At 51.2% G+C, this 21,204-nt stretch carries 15 protein-coding genes; 3 read left to right on the top strand and 12 right to left on the bottom strand.

What is annotated here, in order from left to right:
• Positions 1-51: 51 nt before the first annotated feature.
• Positions 52-1,020, bottom strand: coding sequence for an MraY family glycosyltransferase (locus WFJ73_RS25030; RefSeq protein ID WP_336775851.1), 969 nt, complete (start codon positions 1,018-1,020; stop codon positions 52-54).
• Positions 1,021-1,234: 214 nt separating this feature from the next.
• Between WFJ73_RS25030 and WFJ73_RS25025 the strand changes: the two genes are divergently transcribed.
• Both WFJ73_RS25025 and WFJ73_RS25020 read left to right on the top strand, forming a co-directional pair.
• Positions 1,235-1,597, top strand: coding sequence for a DUF1304 domain-containing protein (locus tag WFJ73_RS25025; RefSeq protein WP_336775672.1), 363 nt, complete (start codon positions 1,235-1,237; stop codon positions 1,595-1,597).
• A gap of 249 nt (positions 1,598-1,846) precedes the next feature.
• Positions 1,847-4,957: an amidase family protein gene (locus WFJ73_RS25020; RefSeq protein WP_336775671.1), complete on the top strand. Its 3,111-nt coding sequence runs from the start codon at positions 1,847-1,849 to the stop codon at positions 4,955-4,957.
• Between the two features lie 43 nt (positions 4,958-5,000).
• Here the strand turns inward: WFJ73_RS25020 and WFJ73_RS25015 are convergent, their stop codons facing one another.
• The 5 genes from WFJ73_RS25015 to WFJ73_RS24995 all read right to left on the bottom strand — a co-directional run bounded on the left by WFJ73_RS25015 (position 5,001) and on the right by WFJ73_RS24995 (position 9,622).
• Positions 5,001-5,915 (bottom strand): AraC family transcriptional regulator, encoded by a 915-nt coding sequence (locus WFJ73_RS25015; protein WP_336775670.1) that lies wholly within the window; start codon positions 5,913-5,915, stop codon positions 5,001-5,003.
• 139 nt (positions 5,916-6,054) lie between these two features.
• The gene (locus WFJ73_RS25010) at positions 6,055-6,942 is read right to left on the bottom strand and encodes a metallophosphoesterase family protein (RefSeq protein ID WP_336775669.1); all 888 of its coding nucleotides are present in this window, start codon (positions 6,940-6,942) and stop codon (positions 6,055-6,057) included.
• Positions 6,943-7,053: 111 nt separating this feature from the next.
• Positions 7,054-8,028, bottom strand: coding sequence for a hypothetical protein (locus tag WFJ73_RS25005; protein WP_336775668.1), 975 nt, complete (start codon positions 8,026-8,028; stop codon positions 7,054-7,056).
• Positions 8,003-8,578 (bottom strand): RNA polymerase sigma factor, encoded by a 576-nt coding sequence (locus WFJ73_RS25000; protein WP_336775667.1) that lies wholly within the window; start codon positions 8,576-8,578, stop codon positions 8,003-8,005. Before WFJ73_RS25000 ends, WFJ73_RS25005 begins: the two co-directional genes overlap by 26 nt.
• Positions 8,579-8,794: 216 nt before the next feature.
• Positions 8,795-9,622 (bottom strand): phytanoyl-CoA dioxygenase family protein, encoded by an 828-nt coding sequence (locus WFJ73_RS24995; protein ID WP_336775666.1) that lies wholly within the window; start codon positions 9,620-9,622, stop codon positions 8,795-8,797.
• A 122-nt stretch (positions 9,623-9,744) separates the two neighbouring features.
• Here WFJ73_RS24995 and WFJ73_RS24990 point away from each other — a divergent pair, with 122 nt between their 5' ends.
• Positions 9,745-10,560 carry an AraC family transcriptional regulator gene (locus tag WFJ73_RS24990; RefSeq protein ID WP_336775665.1) on the top strand — a complete coding sequence of 272 codons (816 nt, stop codon included), beginning with the start codon at positions 9,745-9,747 and terminating at the stop codon, positions 10,558-10,560.
• Here WFJ73_RS24990 and WFJ73_RS24985 read toward each other — a convergent pair.
• The 6 genes from WFJ73_RS24985 to WFJ73_RS24960 all read right to left on the bottom strand — a co-directional run bounded on the left by WFJ73_RS24985 (position 10,557) and on the right by WFJ73_RS24960 (position 21,173).
• The gene (locus WFJ73_RS24985) at positions 10,557-11,777 is read right to left on the bottom strand and encodes an RNA polymerase sigma factor (protein ID WP_336775664.1); all 1,221 of its coding nucleotides are present in this window, start codon (positions 11,775-11,777) and stop codon (positions 10,557-10,559) included. The genes WFJ73_RS24990 and WFJ73_RS24985 overlap by 4 nt on opposite strands.
• 10 nt (positions 11,778-11,787) lie before the next feature.
• Positions 11,788-12,132 carry a YciI family protein gene (locus WFJ73_RS24980; protein WP_132311116.1) on the bottom strand — a complete coding sequence of 115 codons (345 nt, stop codon included), beginning with the start codon at positions 12,130-12,132 and terminating at the stop codon, positions 11,788-11,790.
• 102 nt (positions 12,133-12,234) lie between these two features.
• Positions 12,235-14,349, bottom strand: a complete 2,115-nt coding sequence (locus WFJ73_RS24975) for a GMC family oxidoreductase (RefSeq protein ID WP_336775663.1) — start codon at positions 14,347-14,349, stop codon at positions 12,235-12,237.
• A 201-nt stretch (positions 14,350-14,550) separates the two neighbouring features.
• Complete coding sequence (locus tag WFJ73_RS24970) at positions 14,551-17,217, bottom strand: glycosyl hydrolase-related protein (protein WP_336775662.1); 2,667 nt, start codon at positions 17,215-17,217, stop codon at positions 14,551-14,553.
• Between the two features lie 47 nt (positions 17,218-17,264).
• Positions 17,265-19,433, bottom strand: a complete 2,169-nt coding sequence (locus WFJ73_RS24965) for a glycosyl hydrolase family 95 catalytic domain-containing protein (RefSeq protein ID WP_336775661.1) — start codon at positions 19,431-19,433, stop codon at positions 17,265-17,267.
• 78 nt (positions 19,434-19,511) lie between these two features.
• Positions 19,512-21,173 (bottom strand): ABC transporter substrate-binding protein, encoded by a 1,662-nt coding sequence (locus tag WFJ73_RS24960; protein WP_336775660.1) that lies wholly within the window; start codon positions 21,171-21,173, stop codon positions 19,512-19,514.
• Positions 21,174-21,204 lie beyond the last annotated feature (31 nt).

The following is a 21,204-nucleotide window of genomic DNA, read 5'->3' as shown; positions in this document are numbered from 1 at the left end:
CACCTAACAAAAAAAAGGCCGGAAACCCTGAACAGGTGTCCGGCCTAACCTTTATATTTCTACCAGCATAAGAATAATAGAGGACAAGCCAAGGCATGTACCCATTAAACACAATACCATGAGAGCTTGCTTATGATTAAGCCCCGCCCGCAGCAGACGGTAATGAGCTTGGCTCGCGTCAGCCTGGTAGATGGCCTTCCCTTGCAGGAAGCGTTTGAGCATCACGTACAGGTTATCGAAGATTGGAACCCCTAAGGCGAGGATCGGGATAAAAATAGAGAGTGCCGTTGCTTGCTTGAAGGCACCGTCGAGCGAAATAACGGCAAGCATGAATCCGAGAAAAGTCGCTCCCGCATCGCCCATAAATATTTTGGCCGGAGGTTTGTTGAATCTTAAATAAGCTAGGGTTATGCCTACTAAAATAATCGCCATATTCGCAGAGTTCGACTGCCCCATGGCCAGCGCTACGATAAACAAGGTCATCGCGGAGATGGCAGACAGCCCTCCCGCCAGCCCGTCGAGCCCATCCGAGAAGTTGATTACCGTCGTCACCCCAAAGATCCACAGCGTTGTTAAGACAAATTGCAAAAGAACAGGAAGCTCCACATAATGGCCGGAGAACGGATTAACGAAGCCGGTAAACACAACACCCGAAGCGTACACCAACACGGCGGCGGAGAGCTGAACGATCAGCTTCGGCAGCGCGGGAAAATCCTTGCCTTTTGTCTTATACCAATCGTCAACCGTACCAATCGCCAGCAGCAATAGGCCGCCTAGAAAGATCGCCCCCGTCTGCATGGAGAAATCACGGACCACCGCCAAATAAGCGATAAAAAAGCCAATAAAAATCGCGTAACCGGCCGTCAGCGGAATCGGCTTCCGGTGCAGCTTACGCTCGACGTCCTTCCTGGGCCTGTCTACAAAATCAATCTTGAACGCAAGCTTGCTCAGTGGAGGAATCAACACGAGTACCGTTACAAAGGACAGCAAAAAAGCAGCAACATATAAAATCGCAATCACCACCAATATGTAAATATACCTTATCTCTCATTATATATTTAGCACGAAAGGTGTCGACTGATGATTCACTGACTGTCGACTGACGCTGAAATTTACGAGAAGGTTGAAATGAGCGTTTATTTTAGATAGCGGGTTATAAAATAAGGACTTTTCATGTATAATCTTGTCAAACAAATTGTATGCAATTTATCCAAAAAAGGAGCGTCATATTCCTATGCTAATTGTCTCCGTCATCTTAACGGCGATTGTTGCGATTGAACATGTGTATATCCTGATCCTGGAGATGTTTCTGTGGACGAGCCCTAGGGCAAGGAAAGCTTTCGGAACCGAGAAATCGTTCGCGGAAGCGACCAAGTCGCTTGCCGCCAACCAAGGACTGTACAACGGCTTCTTGGCCGCGGGTCTTTTCTGGGGGCTTGTTCATCCCAATGCCTCGACTGGACACCAGATTCAGCTATTTTTCCTGATCTGCGTACTTGCAGCGGCGGTCTACGGAGGTTTTACGGCGAAGCGTTCGATTCTGCTCGTTCAAGGTCTGCCGGCATTCATCGCGCTGATCGCCGTGCTTTTAACCTAGTATATTTTCAGGAAGAATAAAAGTGGCTGCGGAGTCTTTCTCCGCGGCCATTTTTTTATATCGATTTTTATCCTTTTCAATAAAGGAAGCGTCAAATAACATGTTAGAATACATAACAATATTTATTTAAAAACCAATAGATTTATTTAAATATTTTACTTTTATATGATTACGCGTTAGATTAATTGACGCTCTATTAACATGATGATAGAATCTCTTTCGAGTTCATATGGAAGGAGTTGCATGAAATTGTTCAAAAGCAAAAGTCATCAATCGCAAGACAAACGACCGTCTACCTCCGATCGCGAAACTCCCCGGGGATCGAAACGCGCTTGGAGCAAAAAGTATGCTGTCGCGGCAACCCTCGCGCTTTCCATGGTTTTCGCCGGAGTTATTCCATCCAATAACGCCTATGCGTTAACTAAACTGACATCCGCGGGCGGAATAGATTGGGAGATTCACGATTCATTCGCGCCTAATCTGGACACAGGCAGCATCCGCAGAGCGAGCAACACGCCTATACAGGGGTTTGGCAATATTTTCGTCCAGGTATCCACCTCGCCGTCGCCCCGGATGAACGGTCAATTAACGAGAGGCTTCGGGCTTGAATTCGATGGCAGCGACACCTTCGACACTACGCAGTCCGTCAATCTTGGCGACGTCCTTATTACACGCGATATTTACCTGAACAGCGCAAGCAATAGCGTTCGTTTCTTCGATACCTTCACCAACACAACCAACGCTCCCGTAACCGTCAATGTGTCCTTCGGCGGATCGCTCGGCTACGGCACCGGCCAAAATTACGGGGCCGTAAAAACGACCTCTAACGGCGACACAGCCATCGCAGCCGACGATTCATGGGCTTTGATAGGCACAAGCAGAGCTGCGGACCGCCCAATCGGCGTCATTCTTGGTTCCCCCGCTCCGTTTGAAGGAGCGCTGCAAGGCACCGGCGATCAGCAGCAGAACCCTTTCACCACCCCGCTGGCAACCTCCGGCAATGATGCGAACTTCTACGGCTTCATTCATAAACTCACAATCGAACCCGGTCATACCAAATCGCTGGCCAGATACGTTCTTGCCGGAGAAACAGGCGAGACCGGACTAACCCAGGCCGCGGATTCGCTCGATCAAATGACGGAAAATCCCGATCTCACCCACTTATCCCCCGCGGAAGTATGCACGCTCAGCAACTGGGATCTTTCCAGTCTCCCTGGATTTGATACTGCCGCTTGCGCGGATGTCACGCGTCTCGACATTCCGGCAGCCCCTGCTGCAGCGCCTGCCGTAACGACCTCCAATTACGATGTCACCAACAAAAGCATTGAGCAAATGCAGTCCGATATGGAGAAAGGCATCACGACCTCCGAAGCGATCACAAGAGCTTATCTGGATCGTATTAACGCTTATGATCTCGGACAGCTAGGCTTCCACTCCTTCCTTCACGTCTCTGAAACGGCCATTCAACAGGCCAAGGCAGCGGATCAAGCTCGCAAAGAAGGCAAGACAGGCCAATTGCTTGGCATTCCGATTGCCGTCAAGGATATCTATGATACCAAGGATATGCCAACCACCGGCGGCTCCAAAGCGTTGGAAGGCTGGCAGCCTAAATCGGACGCTTACCAGATTCAGAAGCTGAGAGAAGCAGGAGCCATCATCATCGGCAAAGCTAACACATCGGAGTTTGCCAACAGCGGCAGCTTTAGCGAAAGCGGCTGGATGCAGACCTGGAATGCGCTCTATCCATCCAAAACTTCGTTTGGTTCCAGCGGAGGCCCCGCGGTTTCCGTCGCTGCAAGCTTTGCGGCAGCTGCCATGGGCACGCAGACCGGCGTTTCGCTGTACGCGCCGTCTACGGGCGCCAGCCTGACAGCCTTCCGCGGAACGGACGGCATGGCAAGCACGCGCGGCGTAATGCCGCTGACATGGGGGCAGGACTATGCCGGACCTATTGCCCGTACCGTCACCGACCTCTCTTATATCCTTAACGCAACAACCGGCACCGACCCGCAGGATATGCTGACGCAAGAGGCAGATGCAAAAAAACCTAGCGACTGGACGAAAGCTCTAGACCGCAATGCCCTGCAAGGCAAGCGAATCGGCTATATTCCTTCTTCGTTCGTGTCCTCATACGCCGACGACGGGACGGGACAAGCCGTCATGCAGCACTTCGAAGACCTGGTGGAAGCAGGAGCTACCATGGTGGAGATGAGTGCGCCTCCGGGGGGCGGCACAAGACCCGCGGGCAATGCCGGCTCCGAGGGCTGGGCACGTTACATCGAGCTTAACCCGGATTTCCCTTACGCCACGGGCGACGAGCTGCTCGCCTCGCCAAAGCTGCTGTTATACAATCAAGCAAGCTTGCAGGTACGTCCGCGAATGACCGAAAGCCAAGTACAGGCGTACCTCGCTTACAGAACGAACTACAAGAAGATTATCGCGGACTGGATGGATCAATACGATGTGGACAGCGTTGTGTATGCAGGCTTTATCAGCGATATGTATAACAACGACAGCGCCGCCGCTCAGCTAAGCTCAGACAGAGGCACCGGCGTACTTACCTCCAACGTTGGACTGCCGACGGTCGTAGTACCCGTGGGCAAGAACCCGAATGGCTATTCGATTTCCATGCAGTTGGTCGGCAAAGCGTGGGATGACGCGAACGTTCTGGCCATGGGCTACGCCCTGGAGCAGCATACTTTAGCTCGCAGCGTAACCACCTTCGCGCCAGCGCTGAGCTATACACCGCCAACAACACCGCCAACAACAACACCTCCAACAACAACGCCTCCGGGCAATAATAACGGAACGCCTCCGGGAGGAAATGAACCACCGGGCGAAGATCCTGTTTCGTTCTCCGACACAGAAGGACATTGGGCGAAGACAAGCATCGACTTCCTGGTCAAGAAGGGATTATTAGCCGGTTACCCGGACGGCACCTTCCGACCGGACCTTGGGATTACGCGCGCAGAGGCCTTAAAGGTGCTGGCGATACAGCTTGGACTTCAATCGCAGGCAAGCAGCTTCTCGGATGTGCCTAGCACGCATTGGGCTGCCGGCTACATCGGAGCCGCTCAGAAGTCCGGACTCATGAATGGTTATGCCGACGGGAAATTCCGCCCGGACGATAAGCTTAACCGGGCAGAAATGGCCGCCCTCGTAGCCAGAGCCTTCCAGCTCAGCGGCAGCAGCACCACTGCCTTCCCCGATGTGCAAGCCGGCAATTGGGCGCATACCTATATAGAAGCCCTTATGGCCAACAAGATCGTTACCGGGTATGCCGACGGCACCTTCCGCCCCGACTCCGCAATAACCAGAGCGGAATTCGCAACCATGATTACCCGGGTTCTTCAAAGCTAGAACACAGAAACGGACGGACGCCAGCAAGCGTCCGTCCGTTTCTTTATTCTTTCTTTTCCTCGATTCGATACCATAATTCACAGTACTCGTCCCCACCCTGATGCGTGCAGTACATCTCGAAGTTGCCTCCATCCATGATCGTGTACTTGGATGTTTGCAGCCATTCCGAGAATATACGGTTTTTAAGCGAACGCAAATCGTAGTTCCCGCTCCCGTTTCCATCATTTAATGTGGAGAATACCGCCCAAGTAGATGCCGGAACATCAATGACCGTATACCCGTCTATCCTGCTTCCAGCCGATTTATAACATCCAATTAAATAAGGAAAAGTGGTATTGCTTGTGAACCTGTAGGAATCAAATGCAAAGACCTCTCCAAGCTCTGTGCCGAAGTGGCCTTCAGCCCGCCAATCTCCGGCTAATGAATGAAATAGCCGGTCAAACTCGCCATTCTTTGAAATGTTATGCCAGACTTCCGGGATCGTTATTCCGTCTTGATTCGCAATATTGTCCATGCCGTATATATCTTCTAGTCCAAACACTTGAAAAGCTTCCCGTTCCTCAATTCGATAATTCATCTCGGCAACTCCCTTGAGAATAATTTGAAAGGAGAGACGAGGGTACGCTTTCAGTGGTCTACCCGCCTGCCGGGCCGCAGTAGGCGTCAGTCCGTGCAGATTCTGAAATGCCCGAGAGAATGATTCAGGCGTTTCATAACCGTATTTCAAGGCGATATCCGTTACTTTGTTCTTCCTGTCTTGCAAGTCAAAAGCTGCAAGCGTCAGCCGTCTTCGCCTTATATATTCGGATAAAGGCATCTCAAGCACAAACGAAAACATACGCTGAAATTGATAGACGGAGCATAAGGCAATTCTAGCTATCTGTTCGTAATTGATCTCGTGCTCCAGGTTATCTTCAATGTATTCGATAGCCAGATTCATGCGCTGAAGCCAATCCATCTCGATCCCTCCTTTCGTAAGGAGCATAACACCGCGATGTTCAAGCAGCCTGACAATTCATGCAATAAAATGACGGATTGTCCTTTTTAATCATAGCGCGTGTCCCGCTGATTCTCCGGTTTACTGCATGCTACCGCTTTCAGATTGCATCTTCTTTAATATAAGTATCGAACCGGCGTTCTCCTTCAATGAGGGTAATGATTCTGGCGCCGCGCTTCAAATCGCCGTAAGTGTTGTAGCCGGTAGCGCGTCCATATGCAAGCGTGATGCCATGATGTTTGCCGATATAATCATTATTATGGTCATGCCCCGCAAATACCCCCATCACATCCCCTCTTTCCAACAGGGCGGCGAACAAACCGCTGTTGACCTTGGAGCAGCACACTTGCTCTCCTTTTGTACCTTCTGCCCCGCCGGATTCCCATACTTCGTTGTATTCGGGAAGAGGGATATGAAGGAAGGCAAGGCCAGGCAACACGGCGTTATTTTTCTCGGCAAGCTGGCGGGACTGTTCTCTGTACCATTGAACCTGACCAGGCTGAATCCATGCGTATCCGCCAATGCTTTCATGCGCATATTCGCCCGAATCCATAAAATACAGAACGGCTGCATCGCTGCCCGACGAAGAGCTTTTGACCGTTGCCGTATAATTGCCTATGCCACCAATATCCTCGGGACCGGCATCACTAATGCAATTGCCGAATTCGGATAAAATCTGTTGCAGCTCCGGTTTCTTCACGTTTCGTTCCGCATCGTGATTGCCATAAATAACGGCGAACGGAATACCGGATTGGTCGGCGATTTGCACCGTTTTCCGGAATCCCCCTCTTAGGTCGCCTGTCTCATTATCGGCGAAAATAAGGTCTCCCGTGAAAACAATCAGATCCGGCTTCTCGGATTCGATCAGGTTCTTGATTAGCGCCAGCGAGCGGACATCCGCTTCCCCTAGACCGTCATACACGTGAATATCCGTAAACTGAATAATTTTAAACGTTCCGTCCTTGCGAAATGCCAATTGCCTTCCCATCGTATAAGCCTCCTAATGAAGTTATTGTTCTTCCCCCTTATTACTTATCCATCAACCCATGATATTCCTTGAAAAATAATGCTCTGCTCCAGCATTAATTCAGCAACCACCCTAATGTTTAGCGGCCTTAATAACCGCTTCCGCGAATTTCAATTGCTGCTTTAGATCCGCATTGCTATTAAGCCAGCACATCAATTCCCCGTCGCCAACGGGCTCAAGCCAGGTTAGATAAGGCGCATCTTGACCATCGGTATGGTAGATTGGTATACCTGCAACATCGTGAATGCGTTCAGCCGAAGGGTTCTTATCGAAGACGGTTACCGATGTAAATTCACCATAAGTGCCGCTAAGCCTAAACGTTGAATCCCCTTTCCGATAAGTCAGACTAAGGACGGCATCTTCCATGTATGCCTGGTCGTCCGGTTTGAGTTTATAGTACGCATAAGGATAACCCGATCCGGACTCGCTGGCCTCCACCCATTTTTCGGGTTCTAAAACATTCGGGTGACCCAGGTAAGGAGACAATTCCACCTCTGTAAGCTTGGCATCCACTACCTGATCGCCAAGCTTCTTCAGCTCATTTAAATGGCCGACCAACCGAGTGGGGATATCTTCCGTAGATGAATAGCTGAAGCCTTGAAACACCGGATAATAATTCTCCGGCTCTTCATGTCTCTTTACGGCGTCGATATCGTCTTGGCCCATTATAATGATCGCGGCCTCCCCTTGCTGCAATTGATTATTAACCGTTCTCTTAATCCGGTCTAGAAGCTCAACCTGCTCCGCATGAATGGGCTCCGGTGATTGGACCTGCATGATTTCGCCTCCGGCATCGTCTTTTATCGTAAGCACGCCTGCCGTTATCGCATAAGTAAATCCGCATAGCAGCGTCACGGTTAGCGCAATCAGCGCAATACCGATTGCCATCCGCTTAGGCTTATAAGCCTTATAACTTGAACCCCCCGCAGAATCAAGTTCAATCCGTTGCATAATCCGCTCGGAGAAATCCACAGGTGCAGGAGCGCTGCGCTCGGCGTCCCGTTTGATATGCTCCAGCGGTTCAAAGCCCGGGGAATAATCGCTCATCGAGTTTTTCCTCCCTCATTTGCTTTCTGAGTTTCTTTCGAATGCGCTCGAACTTCTTGCGCAAAGCTATGGCGTTGCTTCCCGTAAGCTCCGCAATTTCGGCGAAGCTGCGCTCCTCCAGCGTTCGGAGAATAACCAGCTGCCGCTCTTCCGGGGACAGTCCGATTAATAGGCCGTCGGCCGACTCGTCGGAACTAGTCGCGGGAGCCGTTAACCATTGCAGCTGAATAAGAGACAACAACCGATGCTGCCCTTTATGCTTCTTGAGCGCGTTAAGGCAAAGCCGGTAAGCGATCTTGTATAGCCAAGCGGAGAAAGAGACAGTCGGCCGGTATTTTCCAATTTCGCGATAGGCTCTCAGGAATACTTCCTGTACGATATCCTCGGATTCCGCCCGGTCGCCTATCATGTGGTAGCAATAAAGATGAAGCCTTCTCTGAAAATGCAGCACAATCGCGCGATACGGTTCAACTTGTCCGGCTTGCACAGCTTTGACGAGATTCTCAATTCGATCCGCGCTAAGCGACTCCATAGATTCGTTAACGTCCATATGAACTCCTTTCCCGGTTCGGGGCCCCGATGCCTATATAACAACCCCAAAAACGGAAATGTGACTGTCCAATCCATTTTTTTATGTAAAATAATAACTAAATTAATCTTAACTATAATTCTTATAGGCACTTATGAAATCCTTGTTTCATTCGCAAAGCGCAAAAAACATCGCCGGAGCCTTTGGCTGCACGGCGATGTTTTTATCAAGTACTTTCTATTTGAAATGGCCCCGCGGCTTCTTGCCGCTCCACCGTTCGTCAACCTTTTCCAAGCTCGACTGGTACCGCGTATCCACGCTGAGCCGATATTGGTTCGTCGTATTGGCTAGCGAGCAATGCATGAGGAACATGCCAAAAATCAATACATCCCCCGCGCGATACTCGGTTGTAGCCCACTTGCCTCCAAATTTCTCCGTAATGACAAGCGGATCATCCGTATAGTGCCCGATTCCGGGATCACGGTCCGAATCCTTAGAGCCATACGACTTCTTCAGCTCCTCAAAGTGATGGGAATCCAGGCAAATCGCCAGACCTCCCATGTCGTAATCGATATCGCCAAGAGGCGACCATACGGTGTAGAGGTTATGCGTGCCGCGCCCCATATACACAATATCGTAATGAGCACCGGTAAAATCTCCTTGTCCGACGGCGCGAAGCCACTTGTAATGGTACGTCAGCGACCGTTCCCCCAGCAGCTCGTCGAAGAAGCCCATAATATGCTCGCCATTCAGCACGCTGAGCAATTCCGGCAAATCTTCGTTAGTGCCTCCCATGAAAATGGTTTTGCTGCCGTCGGCCATTACGCCTTCCTCCAGCAGCGTATCCCGGTCCAGCTTGCCCATCTTATCCATTTTCTGCAGGATGGCATGGCGCGCCTTCAACACTTGCTCTCGATTATGGAAGTCCCGAAGCAGCAAATAACCGTCCTCCGCAAGCCGCTCTCTTAATGCGTCAGCATCATGCAATAGCTCATTCGAATCTCTCAGTTCCGTTAAATGAGGTCCTCCAAACTCTAGTTCCCGGCTCCCTACTTTGAGCAGCATACACCAATCACTCCTTCATCCGATGTTAGCTTCATTTTAGCGCCGGTCCACCCTGCTATACCATGGAGGCCATTTGCAAAAACATGTATAGTCGTACTAAATTCTCGAAAGGAAGGCTTGCCATGTCCTTTATGAATATCCCCTACGAGCTTGAAGAGCATCCGTCGCCGCCCTGCCGGTTTCGGTTAATATGGAAGGTACAAGCGGACAATTCTTATCAAGTCGCCAAGCCAGCCGGCTTCTCCTCCCCGGGCTTATTCGCCACCTGGGAAGGCAAAGGCATACTCACGCTGGGAAGCGAGCAGCATGAACTGAATGCCGGAACCTATATAATCGTACCGCCGGATATCCCGACCGCATACCGATGTTTCAATGGGAATTGGAAGTTTTATTTTCTGGAATTTGATTCGCTGGACATGGCCTTAGGACTAAATCTCCCTGTTGGCATTCCCGTTTCCACCGCCAAAATGGCAGAAGCCGCCCGGATTAACGAGCGGCTAATTAACAATCTCATTATGAAGCCTGCCGGCTATGCTTATGACTCCCATCTGGCCATGCAAGAGCTTCTGCTGCTGTTTGCCAGAGAAAGGCAAGCCGACCGCTCCGGCAGACATCCCGAATTAGACGATATTTTGTACCGCATGCACCAAACGATTGGACAAGCCTTCCCGATCGAGGAATGGGTTCGGCAAAGCGGATTATCGCGCAACGCCTTTTTCACCCGCTTCCGCGAGAGAACGGGCATGCCCCCTAACCAATATATGCAGGAGCTGAAGCTGGCCGCGGCCAAGACATCGCTCGAGACAACCCAAGCATCGGTAAAAGAAATTGCCGCCGCCCTTCAGTTCTATGATGAATTTCATTTCTCCAAGCTGTTTAAGAAAAGATACGGCCTGTCTCCCCGGGCTTACCGACAGGGTGCATCGTTTGCAGATTAACAAATCTCCATTGCGCGTTGATGCAGGAACTGTTTTACGGAACGGTCCTCGCAAAGGCCGATCGCGCGGCTGTAAGCTGTTCGTGCTTCCTCGAGATTTTCCATTGTTCTATGCAAATGAGCGAGCAGCGCCCAATAAGGCTGATAGCTGTCCCTGTTCGCTTGAGGTATCGCTTCTAGAAGAGCCAATCCTTCCCTTGGACCGTATGCCTCCGCAACAGCAGCCGCGCGTCCTACCAGAATACCAAGAGTTGGGCTCAGTTGGCTTAAACCTTCATATAACAAGGAGATTTCCTTCCATTCCGTACGTCCGCTCCTTGCCCGCTGGGCGTGAACGGACTGAATAGCAGCCATAAGCTGAAATCGTCCGATTCGGCCGAATCGCGCGGCTTTATGCAGATATTTTTCCGCCTCCGTTATCAACGGGACGGACCAGCGCGAGGTATCCTGCTCGCTCAGCGGAATGTAGTTCCCTGAATCGTCGCGGCGGGCTCTTTGCCGTGCTTCGCAATGCAGCATAAGCGCAAGAAGCCCCTGCGCTTCGGGTTCATCAGGCATATAAGCGGCAAGGAGTCTTCCCAAATAAATGGCCTCATCCACTAACCCTCTGCGTCTCGAATCTACTCCCGCAAGATCATCCCAACCGCTGCCATACGCCGCATAGATTGCATCCAGCACGGCATCCAAGCGTTTAGGCAACTCTTCAACGTCAGGCATGGTGAAGGTCAGACGGTCACTTCGAATTTTTGCTTTGGCGCGCGTAAGCCGCTGTCCCATCGTGGAGGGCTTCACCACAAATGCGGACGCGATGCGGGATGCATCGATGCCAAGCACGAGCTGCAGCATTAACGGCGTATGCATCGACGGATCGATCTCGGGATGCGAGCACAAGAACAACATTTTCAGCCGATCATCAGGAAAAGCTGCGGAATCCATATGCTCCGCTTCCTCCGACATGGCAATCAGAGCCGAAAAAGCTTTTTCGGAAACGCGCTCACGGCGGAGGCGGTCCATAAGGCGCCGCTTGGCTACCATAAGCAGCCAGGCCTCCGGCTTGTCTGGAATCCCCTTCTTCGGCCACGATTCCAGAGCGGTGACGAGGGCATCCGCAAGCGCATCTTCAACCGCCTCCAGATCACGCCAGTTAGCGGCTAGATAGGAGAGGATTCGGCCATAGGAGTCGCGAACGGTATTTTCGATCGTCCGATAAGTATCCATCACGGTCCTGTTACATAGCCGGGAGATTTTGTCTTACTTCCACTGCGTTTACGGGAGCGCGGGCCGCCCACTCCAGTGCAGCATCCAAGTCAGGCACGTCGATAACGAATAATCCGCCAAGCTGTTCTTTCGTTTCGGTAAAGGGGCCGTCCTGTACAAAAATCGTTCCGTCATTTCGTTTTAACGTCGCTGCCGTCTCTGGCGCATGTAGTCCAAACCCGGTAACCACAACCCCGGAATCACGCAGGGCATGAACATAATGCGACCAGCCTGCCAGATACTCCTGCTGTTTTTCAGGATCCTTGCGAGCGGCGAAATCCTCCGTACTTTCAAAAAACATCAGCGTAAAATGCATGCTTTAAGCTCCTCTCATCGATCACTTATTTGACTTACGTACTTATGTCGATTTCGGAATGCGGATTTCTACAATGTCTGTAAAATAATTTCGCCTAAATAACTAACTCAGTTTCACCAGGTTATCCGCCGTGCGGAAGGCCAAGGCCATAATTGTCAGCACCGGATTAACACCGCCGTTCGTCACGTGAACGGATCCATCGCTCACCCACAGATTGTCGTATCCGTGCACGCGGCCAGACGGATCGGTGACGGATGTCTCGGGATCGTTCCCCATGCGCAATGTACCCGCCTGATGCTGTCCCGCGCTTAAGCCTCCGCCCGGCTTGGTCTGCCAGACTTCACGCGCCCCGGCTGCCCATAGCCACTTCTCCGCCTGCCCTCCCAGCACCGCCGCAGCCCGAAGGGACTCGGGATGAACGCTGCCGGATAGGGAAGCAACCGGTATGCCAAAACGGTCCTTCACCGACTTCGACAGCCGTACCCTGGATTCGGCGTTAGGAATTTCCTGAATAGGCCCTTGAATTTGGCTCGTGCGCAAGAAGGTATCGCGCATCGTTTCCTTGCCCTTTATCCCCCATCTCGCCGCATTCGGCGAAAGCGCCCGATACCAATGGATAAGAGGCAGCCGGGTGAACTCGTTTGCGAGCAGCCCTCCGCCGATAATCCCCAAATTGCTATGTTCCGTGTTAAACGTCGCTATGCTGACCCCTGGACCAAGGCCGTCTTGAACCACCTCGTCAAAAATCCCGTAAGCGCCGGAATAAACATGGCCCTGCAGGTTTCGTCCGACTTGCCCATGCCGATTGCCGATTCCGTCCGGCTCTGAATGGCTTGCGGAGTTAAGCAGCAGCCGAGCGCTTTCAATCGCTCCCGCGGCAACGACCACGTGTCCTGCCTGTATTTGCCGACGTTGGACCGAACCCTTCAATTCCTGCACTAGGCGGACACCGGTCGCATGTTTGCTTCCATCGGTATCTATGTACTCGGCAAAGGTATCGCAGATCAGATCGCAATTGCCCGTCGCTAACGCTCTAACCAGCATCGTGTTATGCCCGCCGTTTTTGCTGTTCGTTGGACAGGCAAATCCCACGCATTGACCGCATCTGCCGCAAGCCTGCCGGCCGTCCCTTTCAACGGAGTTAATAAGAAGCGGTACGGCACCGGAATACCAGCCTAGCTTTTGGGCAGCACGGGCTAACCGTTCGGCTTCCAGCGTCATAGGCATAGCAGGCATAGGATAAGGACCGTAACGCTTGCCTCTGCCAGGATGGGCACTCCCGTCGCCGGATACGCCAACTTCCCATTCCGCGCGCTGGTAATAAGGCTCAAGATCTTCGTAAGAGATCGGCCAGTCGGCGAGCGAGCTGCCTTCCGGTATTCCGTAACGGCTCGCCATACGGAAATCCTCCGTATGGAAACGCCACGCCTGCGCGCCGTAAACCCGAGTACCCCCGCCAACCGTCATCGCGTTATTATGGTAATCCCCATCGATAGGCAGCGTTATTCGCTCGCTGCCGTCCGCCATAGCAAACGTGCGAGGATTGCCCTCCACATCCGGACCCGTGTTATGCCCGTATTTGCTAATCCTGTGATTCCGCAGATGGTCCCTGCCAACCTGATCGTATTTCAGCCAGCTTCCGCGCTCGACTACAAGCACTTGCATGCCGGACTCAGCCAGAACAGCCGCGGCTACCGATCCCCCAGCTCCGGCTCCGATCACCACCGCATCGTATCGGTCCCGCAGCTGCTCAAGCGTTTTATGCGGAAAATCAGCTTCCGGAGCTGGCGCAATCGCCTCTGCCACAGGGCCCGGACGAAAGCCTATCATCTCCCACGACTTTCCTTCTCTATTCCCTCCAGCTTCCGGAGTCCCGTAATAACCTTCCGCTGTTAGATTCAATAACGTATCGAAAAATAGCTTCGACGAAACAGGCCAGTCCCGGTAGGCGTCAGATTCCGCTACCTGCAGCAGTTTATCTTGCTCACCGGCAGGCAATTCGGAAAACGGCTTCCCATGAAGCCTTATTGCTTCCTCTTGCAAAGAGCGGAGCCCGGGTTCAATCACCTTCGCCCAGACTGCAGCGTCTTGCTCGGCATAACGCTCCAAATAGGTTAAGACTCCCGCATCGCTTGCCGACTGCCAACCATCCGCTGGAATCAACCGGTCCGTAACCGCTTTCAAAAGAGCATCTACATGTAATTGATCTTGACTCATTCCCCTGATCCCTCCCTGTTTCTAGCTACCTCTTCATCATAATCTGTTCTTCTAACAATTTGCAAAGAAGTTTTCCCTATCATTCTTGACCTCCTATCGACTTCTCCGCATAAAAAAAGAGCGCCGGCAGCCTTCTTGCCGTGCTCTGTATCAAAAATCTTTGAATTCTGATGAGGATTGGCTGACTCGTCCTTTGTTGTCCTATTCTTCTAAGATAATCAGCAGATGCTTCATTTGCCTAGCTCCAAGGCTGATGCGCAGCGCGTCTAATTCCTCCTTGGCGGACAATGAATCCAATTGCTCCTCCAGTACATTTGACAGGTATGCTTCCGCAATCCGTCTGCCGGGAAAGCTCAAATGAGCTTCCGTATGACCGTCTTTCACATTACTGACCCGTACAATGATACCCTTGCTTGTCTCCGCGGGTTTCACATCGACAACTTGCGCATCCTCACCTTCAAAACGGATGAATTGACCTGCTTCTTCCTGCTTGCAACCCATAATAGGCGTTGCATAAATTTGCGATACGGCCCGAGTTGAGGCTTCGGCAACGGCCGACGATTCGAATGCCCGATAGGTTGACAGCAAGTAAGTAAAAGAATGAAAACCGGGCTGCCGCGCTCTAAAGTTCGTTTCCCAGTAGTTATTCATCGGCCAGGCCAACAGCAATGGCTTGGCCGACCTGTCGATTTGCTTATGCTCTCTACCGAAATTGAAATCTCCTATTTGGACCAACGGCGCATCGGGGCAAACCAATGTTATACCATTATCTTCATCGAATAGGGAAACGCTTTTGTCCACGGTCACAAAATCTCTGCATACGCCAGGCAGCTGCTGCTCATCCAGCTCCACGAGCTGTCCGGCCGTATCGTATAAACACCGCCAGCTTCCCAAATTGAGCGGAATCGCAAAGTACGTTCCTTCCGGCGTCGTAATGTCCTTCTTCATATAAGAAACCTTAATCTCTATATCAGGGCGGTAGTTAAATAGCGTAAAGCGCTGCTCCAGGTTATCCAGCCCTGGCGCATCCCATCGCAGCACAAGCGTTGCGTCGTTTGTTCCCCGCTCAACGGAGCAATGAATGAGTTGGGAGTATGTCCGCCTTAAGGCTGGCCAGTCGTTATTCCAGCAGCTAATGCTGTTGTTGCCTTTCTCGACCACCCTCGAAAAAATAGTTTGTCTGCTATTTTCGGCAATGGTCGTGTCAATCGTCTCCTGAACATATTGAAACAACGTCCAAGGACTGGACAAATCAAGCGCTTCCCAGTCGCTTTGTTTGTCGTACAAGCTTATAATTCTTCCCCTAACCGGATCAAAATCAAGCCTGTGGTAGGGAGATTCAATTCGGCCGTCCAGAACCTTGATCTCGTATCCCTGATTCATCGCGCTAAACGGATCGTTCCATTTCTCTTTGGAGCCGGGGAACGCTTCCATATTCGAAGCGGGCTCTGCACGCCGAAGCTTGTCGAACGGAATTTTGCGCCAGCTGAACGGCGGCAGTTCGATCACTCCATAACTTTCTCCGGCAGCAAGTCGATCGTTATTCATGAGCACCTGTCTCATTCTGTCGGCGCTCAGATGGCGGCCTGGCGTTCGAAAGCTTGAGGGAATCCGCAGGTCGTGAACAATCGGAGCTGATGAATAGTTCACAAGCAGAACCCCCTCGGGGTCATCCGCCTGAAGCGGATTTCCGGCCAGCTTCTCCAATTGGCTTCCAAGCAAGTAACCGGTCAGGCTATTGCCTTGGTACGCGTAATGCGATTTATGAGCCCATTGAATATCGACGTTCAAGTGATCGGGATCGGCAATGGCATTAAATGCGCCCCAAGTATGTTCATCGAACAAATGGATTTGCTCCCAAGCCTGCCGTTTGATTACGGAATATCCTTGATCCGTTTCGCCTTGGAAGGCTTCCAGCAGCTCGGCCGCTTTCATGCCTTGTTTCGTGCGGCGATTCAGCTTCGTTTCCTTGGCAGAGCTGCCCGAGCCAAAGTTCCAATAATCCGTCCAATCCCCGGCATGAGTGGGGAGCTGCTCTGCATGCTTGCGTACTCTAGCGTACAGCTGCTCCGGGGTTACGAATGAGATTTGCTGTTCACGCGATTCGCCGTTCCATTGCTTGATAAGTTCTGCCAGCTCCTGGTCCGGAGGGTTGTTATCGTATAGCGGCAGATTGGTTGCGGTTAAATAGATAAAATCAAACGGATATTCGGGATTATTCTCAATCTTCCGCAAATAGGGGGCAAGGCCTTGCGCCATGATAGCCGTATTTTTGGCGTTTACTCCAAGAATTTGGCTAAACAGCGAATAATGCTCCCCGTTAAACGTCAGCAGCTTCCTGCGATCGGGGGCCTCCCAATGGAAAGCGTTGGGCCTTGTGAAAGGAACGGCACCCATATGAATGTTTATACCCATGACGAAGAACTCTACTCCAGCATCAATCAGCTGCTGGCAGTAAGGCCAAGGCTGGCCGTTGACATCGTGGTGAATAGCCGTTTTGATTTCGATCCCAAACCGGCAGCGCAGCTCCTTGATCGGCTGCAGCATACGGGCCGTTTGCTCTGCGGTCACAAGCGGCGTCGTATGCATGAACGAAGCGGAAATGCTCATCTGCCCATTTTGCAAATAACGGCCAAGCTTCTCAACCTGCTTATTGTCTGCTTTCTCCAGCCATTGGAGCACGGGATAACTAGATTCGCAGGTCCAGCGGAATTTATTAGCCTCGTCCCAATCCTCGGTTCGTTCGCATAACTGCAAGGCTTGATCGATATATTTTTTTTGCAGCTCCAACAGAATAGGCTGCGCATGCGTGTAACCGACATCCAAATGGCTATGATGGAGCACAAGCACATCTTTAATTTTTGACATACACATTCACCCTGACATGCTGAATTTAATCATTAATGGTTAATAATCTATATCTCATGACGACGCAAAGTGTAGGATTTGCCTGTTTCCGTATGGAAAGAGATGATATCGGCAGACAGCTGCCACTCTATTTGCTTTTGCTGCTCAACGTCAACTTCCATTAAAGAAAACGCTTCGTTAGGCCAAGGGTTGAAGATGCGGCAAGGTTGGCCTTTCTCGCTTGTAAGCTCAATGTTCGTTACCTTGCCTTCCGACAGCTCGCTCGAGATAACAAATGCTCCAACAGCTCGCAGATTGTGGAAACGGGCAGCTTTGTCCCGCGGCCAGACCGGGAACAGCCTGATCACTTGTTCGTGGCTTTGCAGCAGCATCTCGTTGATAGCCGCAGGCACTCCGCTGCAGCATTCGATGCCACCTCCGCCGAAGAAAATAAACAGATTCGGGAAGCTGTGCTCCGAGCATTGGCGGCGAAGCTCGCGCAAGATCGTCTCGGGATCATAACCGACACGCGCCGCGGCGGTAAATATCGTCGGGAAGCCGTTGTAATCCGTCCATCGATTCAATACCGTAATCGTATCCTTGGCAATCTCCAAAAGCCCAGGATCCGAATCAAGACCTATTCCGCCGGCAGGCCAAATATGCTGGATGGCCAGCGTATTGTCCGGCCACCAATCGTAACCTTGCTCCGTTAAGCGGAATATCGTTTTCCCTTCGCGCTGGAACGTTGGATACTCGCTAATATGCTCCAAAATATGAGTCCACTTCTCGTGACGATCTGCATCGAGCCGCAATTGCCGGGAAATATCGAGAAGCCCTTTAAATAGCATTCGGATGAGCGCTAAGGAAAGGATAGGATTCATATCCTCCAGGCCGCGGTCCCAATGATCATCGTCATGCGACTCCGTATAGGTTCCGACTTCATGAATAGCATCACGGTGAATCACGTACCGGCCATCCTCGAAGGTCAGGTAATCCTCCCAGAAATCCGCAACCTCAGCGAGGAAGGGGTATACGAATCCAGCGTATTCCAAATCATAGGTATAATAAAACCGCATCAGCATGTTGACCGTGCTTAACGCCGAATTGCTCTTTTGTCCCAAAAACATATGCCCGTTCTCGTATGGGGTATTACACAAGGCGGTGGGTAAACCTTTCGGGCCAATACCGACATCGTAGTAGAGTCCTCGGCATCCCAAGTATTCCTCGGCGTACCGGCGGCCGTTCGGCATATATTCCAGCAGCGGCGTATCATACGGTTCGCTTAGTTCAATATGGTTGGATGAATATACGCCCCACCATGGGGCCTGATAGTTGTAATTCAAGTGGTAATCGCCCGACCATTCCGGGGTATCCGTCGTAATCCAATTGCCGAACAAGCCAGGCGCGAACCTCTTGTTGCGGCTGCAGCAGGCCATAATGTAATGGGAGCCGTACCAGAACTTTTCCAGTAATTCATCCCCGATTTCAATGGCAGACTTTGCCCAGAACGCGCTCCACCAGTCATCATGCTCAGAGCGCAGCGAAGCAATCATATTCTCGCCGATAAGACCGACTTTTCGAATCGATTCCTGCAAATGATTTTCCTCGTCATGGTTCGTCATTACGCAGGCAACTAAATATTGTTTTGTTCCAGGCTGCAGCGTAAAGGAATGACTGCCTGCCGAGCTGCGCATAGCAATAACGCCCTCCGTTGGCCATTCGATATCGTCGCCTGAAAATCTACGCGTCGCCCAAGCCGTGTCGCCATCCTGACCATATTCCGTTTCCGATCCATTCCCCTGCTGCACCCATAGATCCGGCGTAACGGATACCGATTGCCCCTCGCAGCTCAGCTCTACGATTAACGCATTGTCCCAGGCTGAAATCCAGGAGGTCATGTAGACCGACGCAGCCGGTCCATGAAATGTTGATACGACCTTGGCCTTATCCAGCCGCTGCTCGCAATAATACGAAGCATTTATTAGATCAGGTATATGAATATCGATTCCGCCAAGCAGGCACGGGCTGCCATTGGGGTACATCTTCTGCGCTTTCCAGAAATCCGTTTTCGATATCCATACACGCTGCTGTTCCGGTCTTCCGCTAATGGTGACACCAAGGTCGCCATTGCCGATTACCGGGCTGTCGACGACTTTGTCCGAAGGTACTGTTCTCGGCGGTTCCGTGAAGATTCCCTTATACTTTTTCACTCTTTGCTTCCATTCCGTTGCTTCCACGCAAATATCCACCACCCGTTTCGAATGTTCAAACGCAAAGCCCGTCTCCTGGGAGGGGAAGAACGGGCATAGGATTACTTATTTATTTGCTGCACGTCTTTCTTCGTATCTTTTTAGTGCATCCCCATAGATTTTGAGCACTTTGTCGAGATCGCCTGTTTTTTTAATTTTAGTCTGAAAGGCTGCCCAGTTATCAAAGCTTTCTTTGCCATTCACGAATTTATTTTGCATTTCCGCAACATACGTATTTACCGGCGACATTACCGAAGTAATCTGCTCGCGTTCAGCATCCGTAAATTCGAGACTAGGATCGAAAATCATTGGAGGGACGTAGTCATTAGGGAAGGGCATTTCTTGGAATGCGGTTTCCCACGGTTGATCAATTAGCTTGCCATTGACAATACCGGAATCTTTTGGCGCAAAATCAACGAATGCTCTTGTGTCAATCGCCATCTGCAGTCCTGGACGGTAGGAGCTGCTTGAACGCATTCCGTATTTATCGCCTTCCATCCACGGGTTTTCCGCATGTTTAATCGAATCCACGAAGGTCGGTTTGCCGCTGGCGTCTTTCGTATAGGTCGTACCCTCGATTCCCCAAGTAATCAAGTTTACAATGTCCGGCTTGTATTGCAAATCCAGCAGCTTTACTAAATCCTTCACATTCTTCGCCTTCGGGCTGACAACCATCACCGCGCCCGAGCTGACGCTTACGGAGCTGAAGTCGTTCACGCTTTGCCATGCTTTCCCGTATTTAGGGTTGTCGGGGAACAAAGAAATGACGAATTTTTCTCCTCCGGTTGATGCGCGGTTCCAGTCCCCGGCGAAGGTAAACCAGTTAGACAGCAAGATGAAGTTCGTGCCGTTCATTGCTTTCTTCTTTACGGCGTCGGATTTGTCCGAGAACGTCTCAGGGTCTAGCAGCTTCTCGGCGTACAGCTTATTTGCATACTGCAGCGCTTCCTTATAGGAGTCTTCGAACGGCCCGTAAACATACTTTTCCCCGTTCCAATAGATGGAGGAGCCGCCATTATGATTAGCGTAAAAGAGCGAATCGAAAGAGCCGCCTTGCGTATTGACCGGATAGGAGTTCGGATATTTCTCTTTTAACGTTTTGGCAGCCGCGTACAGCTCGTCTAACGTAGTTGGAATAGGGATGCCTTCCTTTTGAAAGATATCATAGCGATAAGTTGCCGGCGTGTATACGCCCATTCCTTTATCCTTCGCCTGCCGCGGAAGGTCTATGTTCCATAACCCGTAGAACTGCCCATCGGACCGGATCGCTTTGATTTTTCCGTCCGTCGCTTGGTCGACCAGGCCCAAGTAGTTCGGCAGCAGGTCCGAATACTTGCTTAAATCCAGAAACGTGCCCTCCGTTTCATATTGCTTATAGAGGTCTTTGCTCATGACCATGAACAGATCCGTCGTATCGCCGCTCGCCAGAAGCAGTTTGGATTTCTCATCGTACTCGCCAATCGGGATGTAATTGAATTTGATGTCCAGCTTCTTGCCCATAAGGGTTTCCATTTGTTTAACCCATTCCTTCTGCACCATGGAGTCCTCGATTTTGGCGCCGAAGGAGGGCAGCGTTACGGAAAAGCTTAATGTTCCTCCGGCTTGCTCCGCAGCTTCGGTGTTCCCTGAGTTTGCGGAAGTAGAGTCGGAGCTGCAACCTGCCAAAACGGTTCCCGTGCTTAATACGCCTGCAAGCAATAAAGAAGTTAATTTGATGCGTTGTCTCATCTTTACCCCTCCTGGAATCATTGTCATACAT

Origin of the sequence: Paenibacillus sp. MMO-58 (genome assembly GCF_037146255.1) — a bacterium.
GTDB lineage: Bacteria > Bacillota > Bacilli > Paenibacillales > Paenibacillaceae > Pristimantibacillus.
This window is presented reverse-complemented; position numbering and strand designations above follow the sequence as displayed.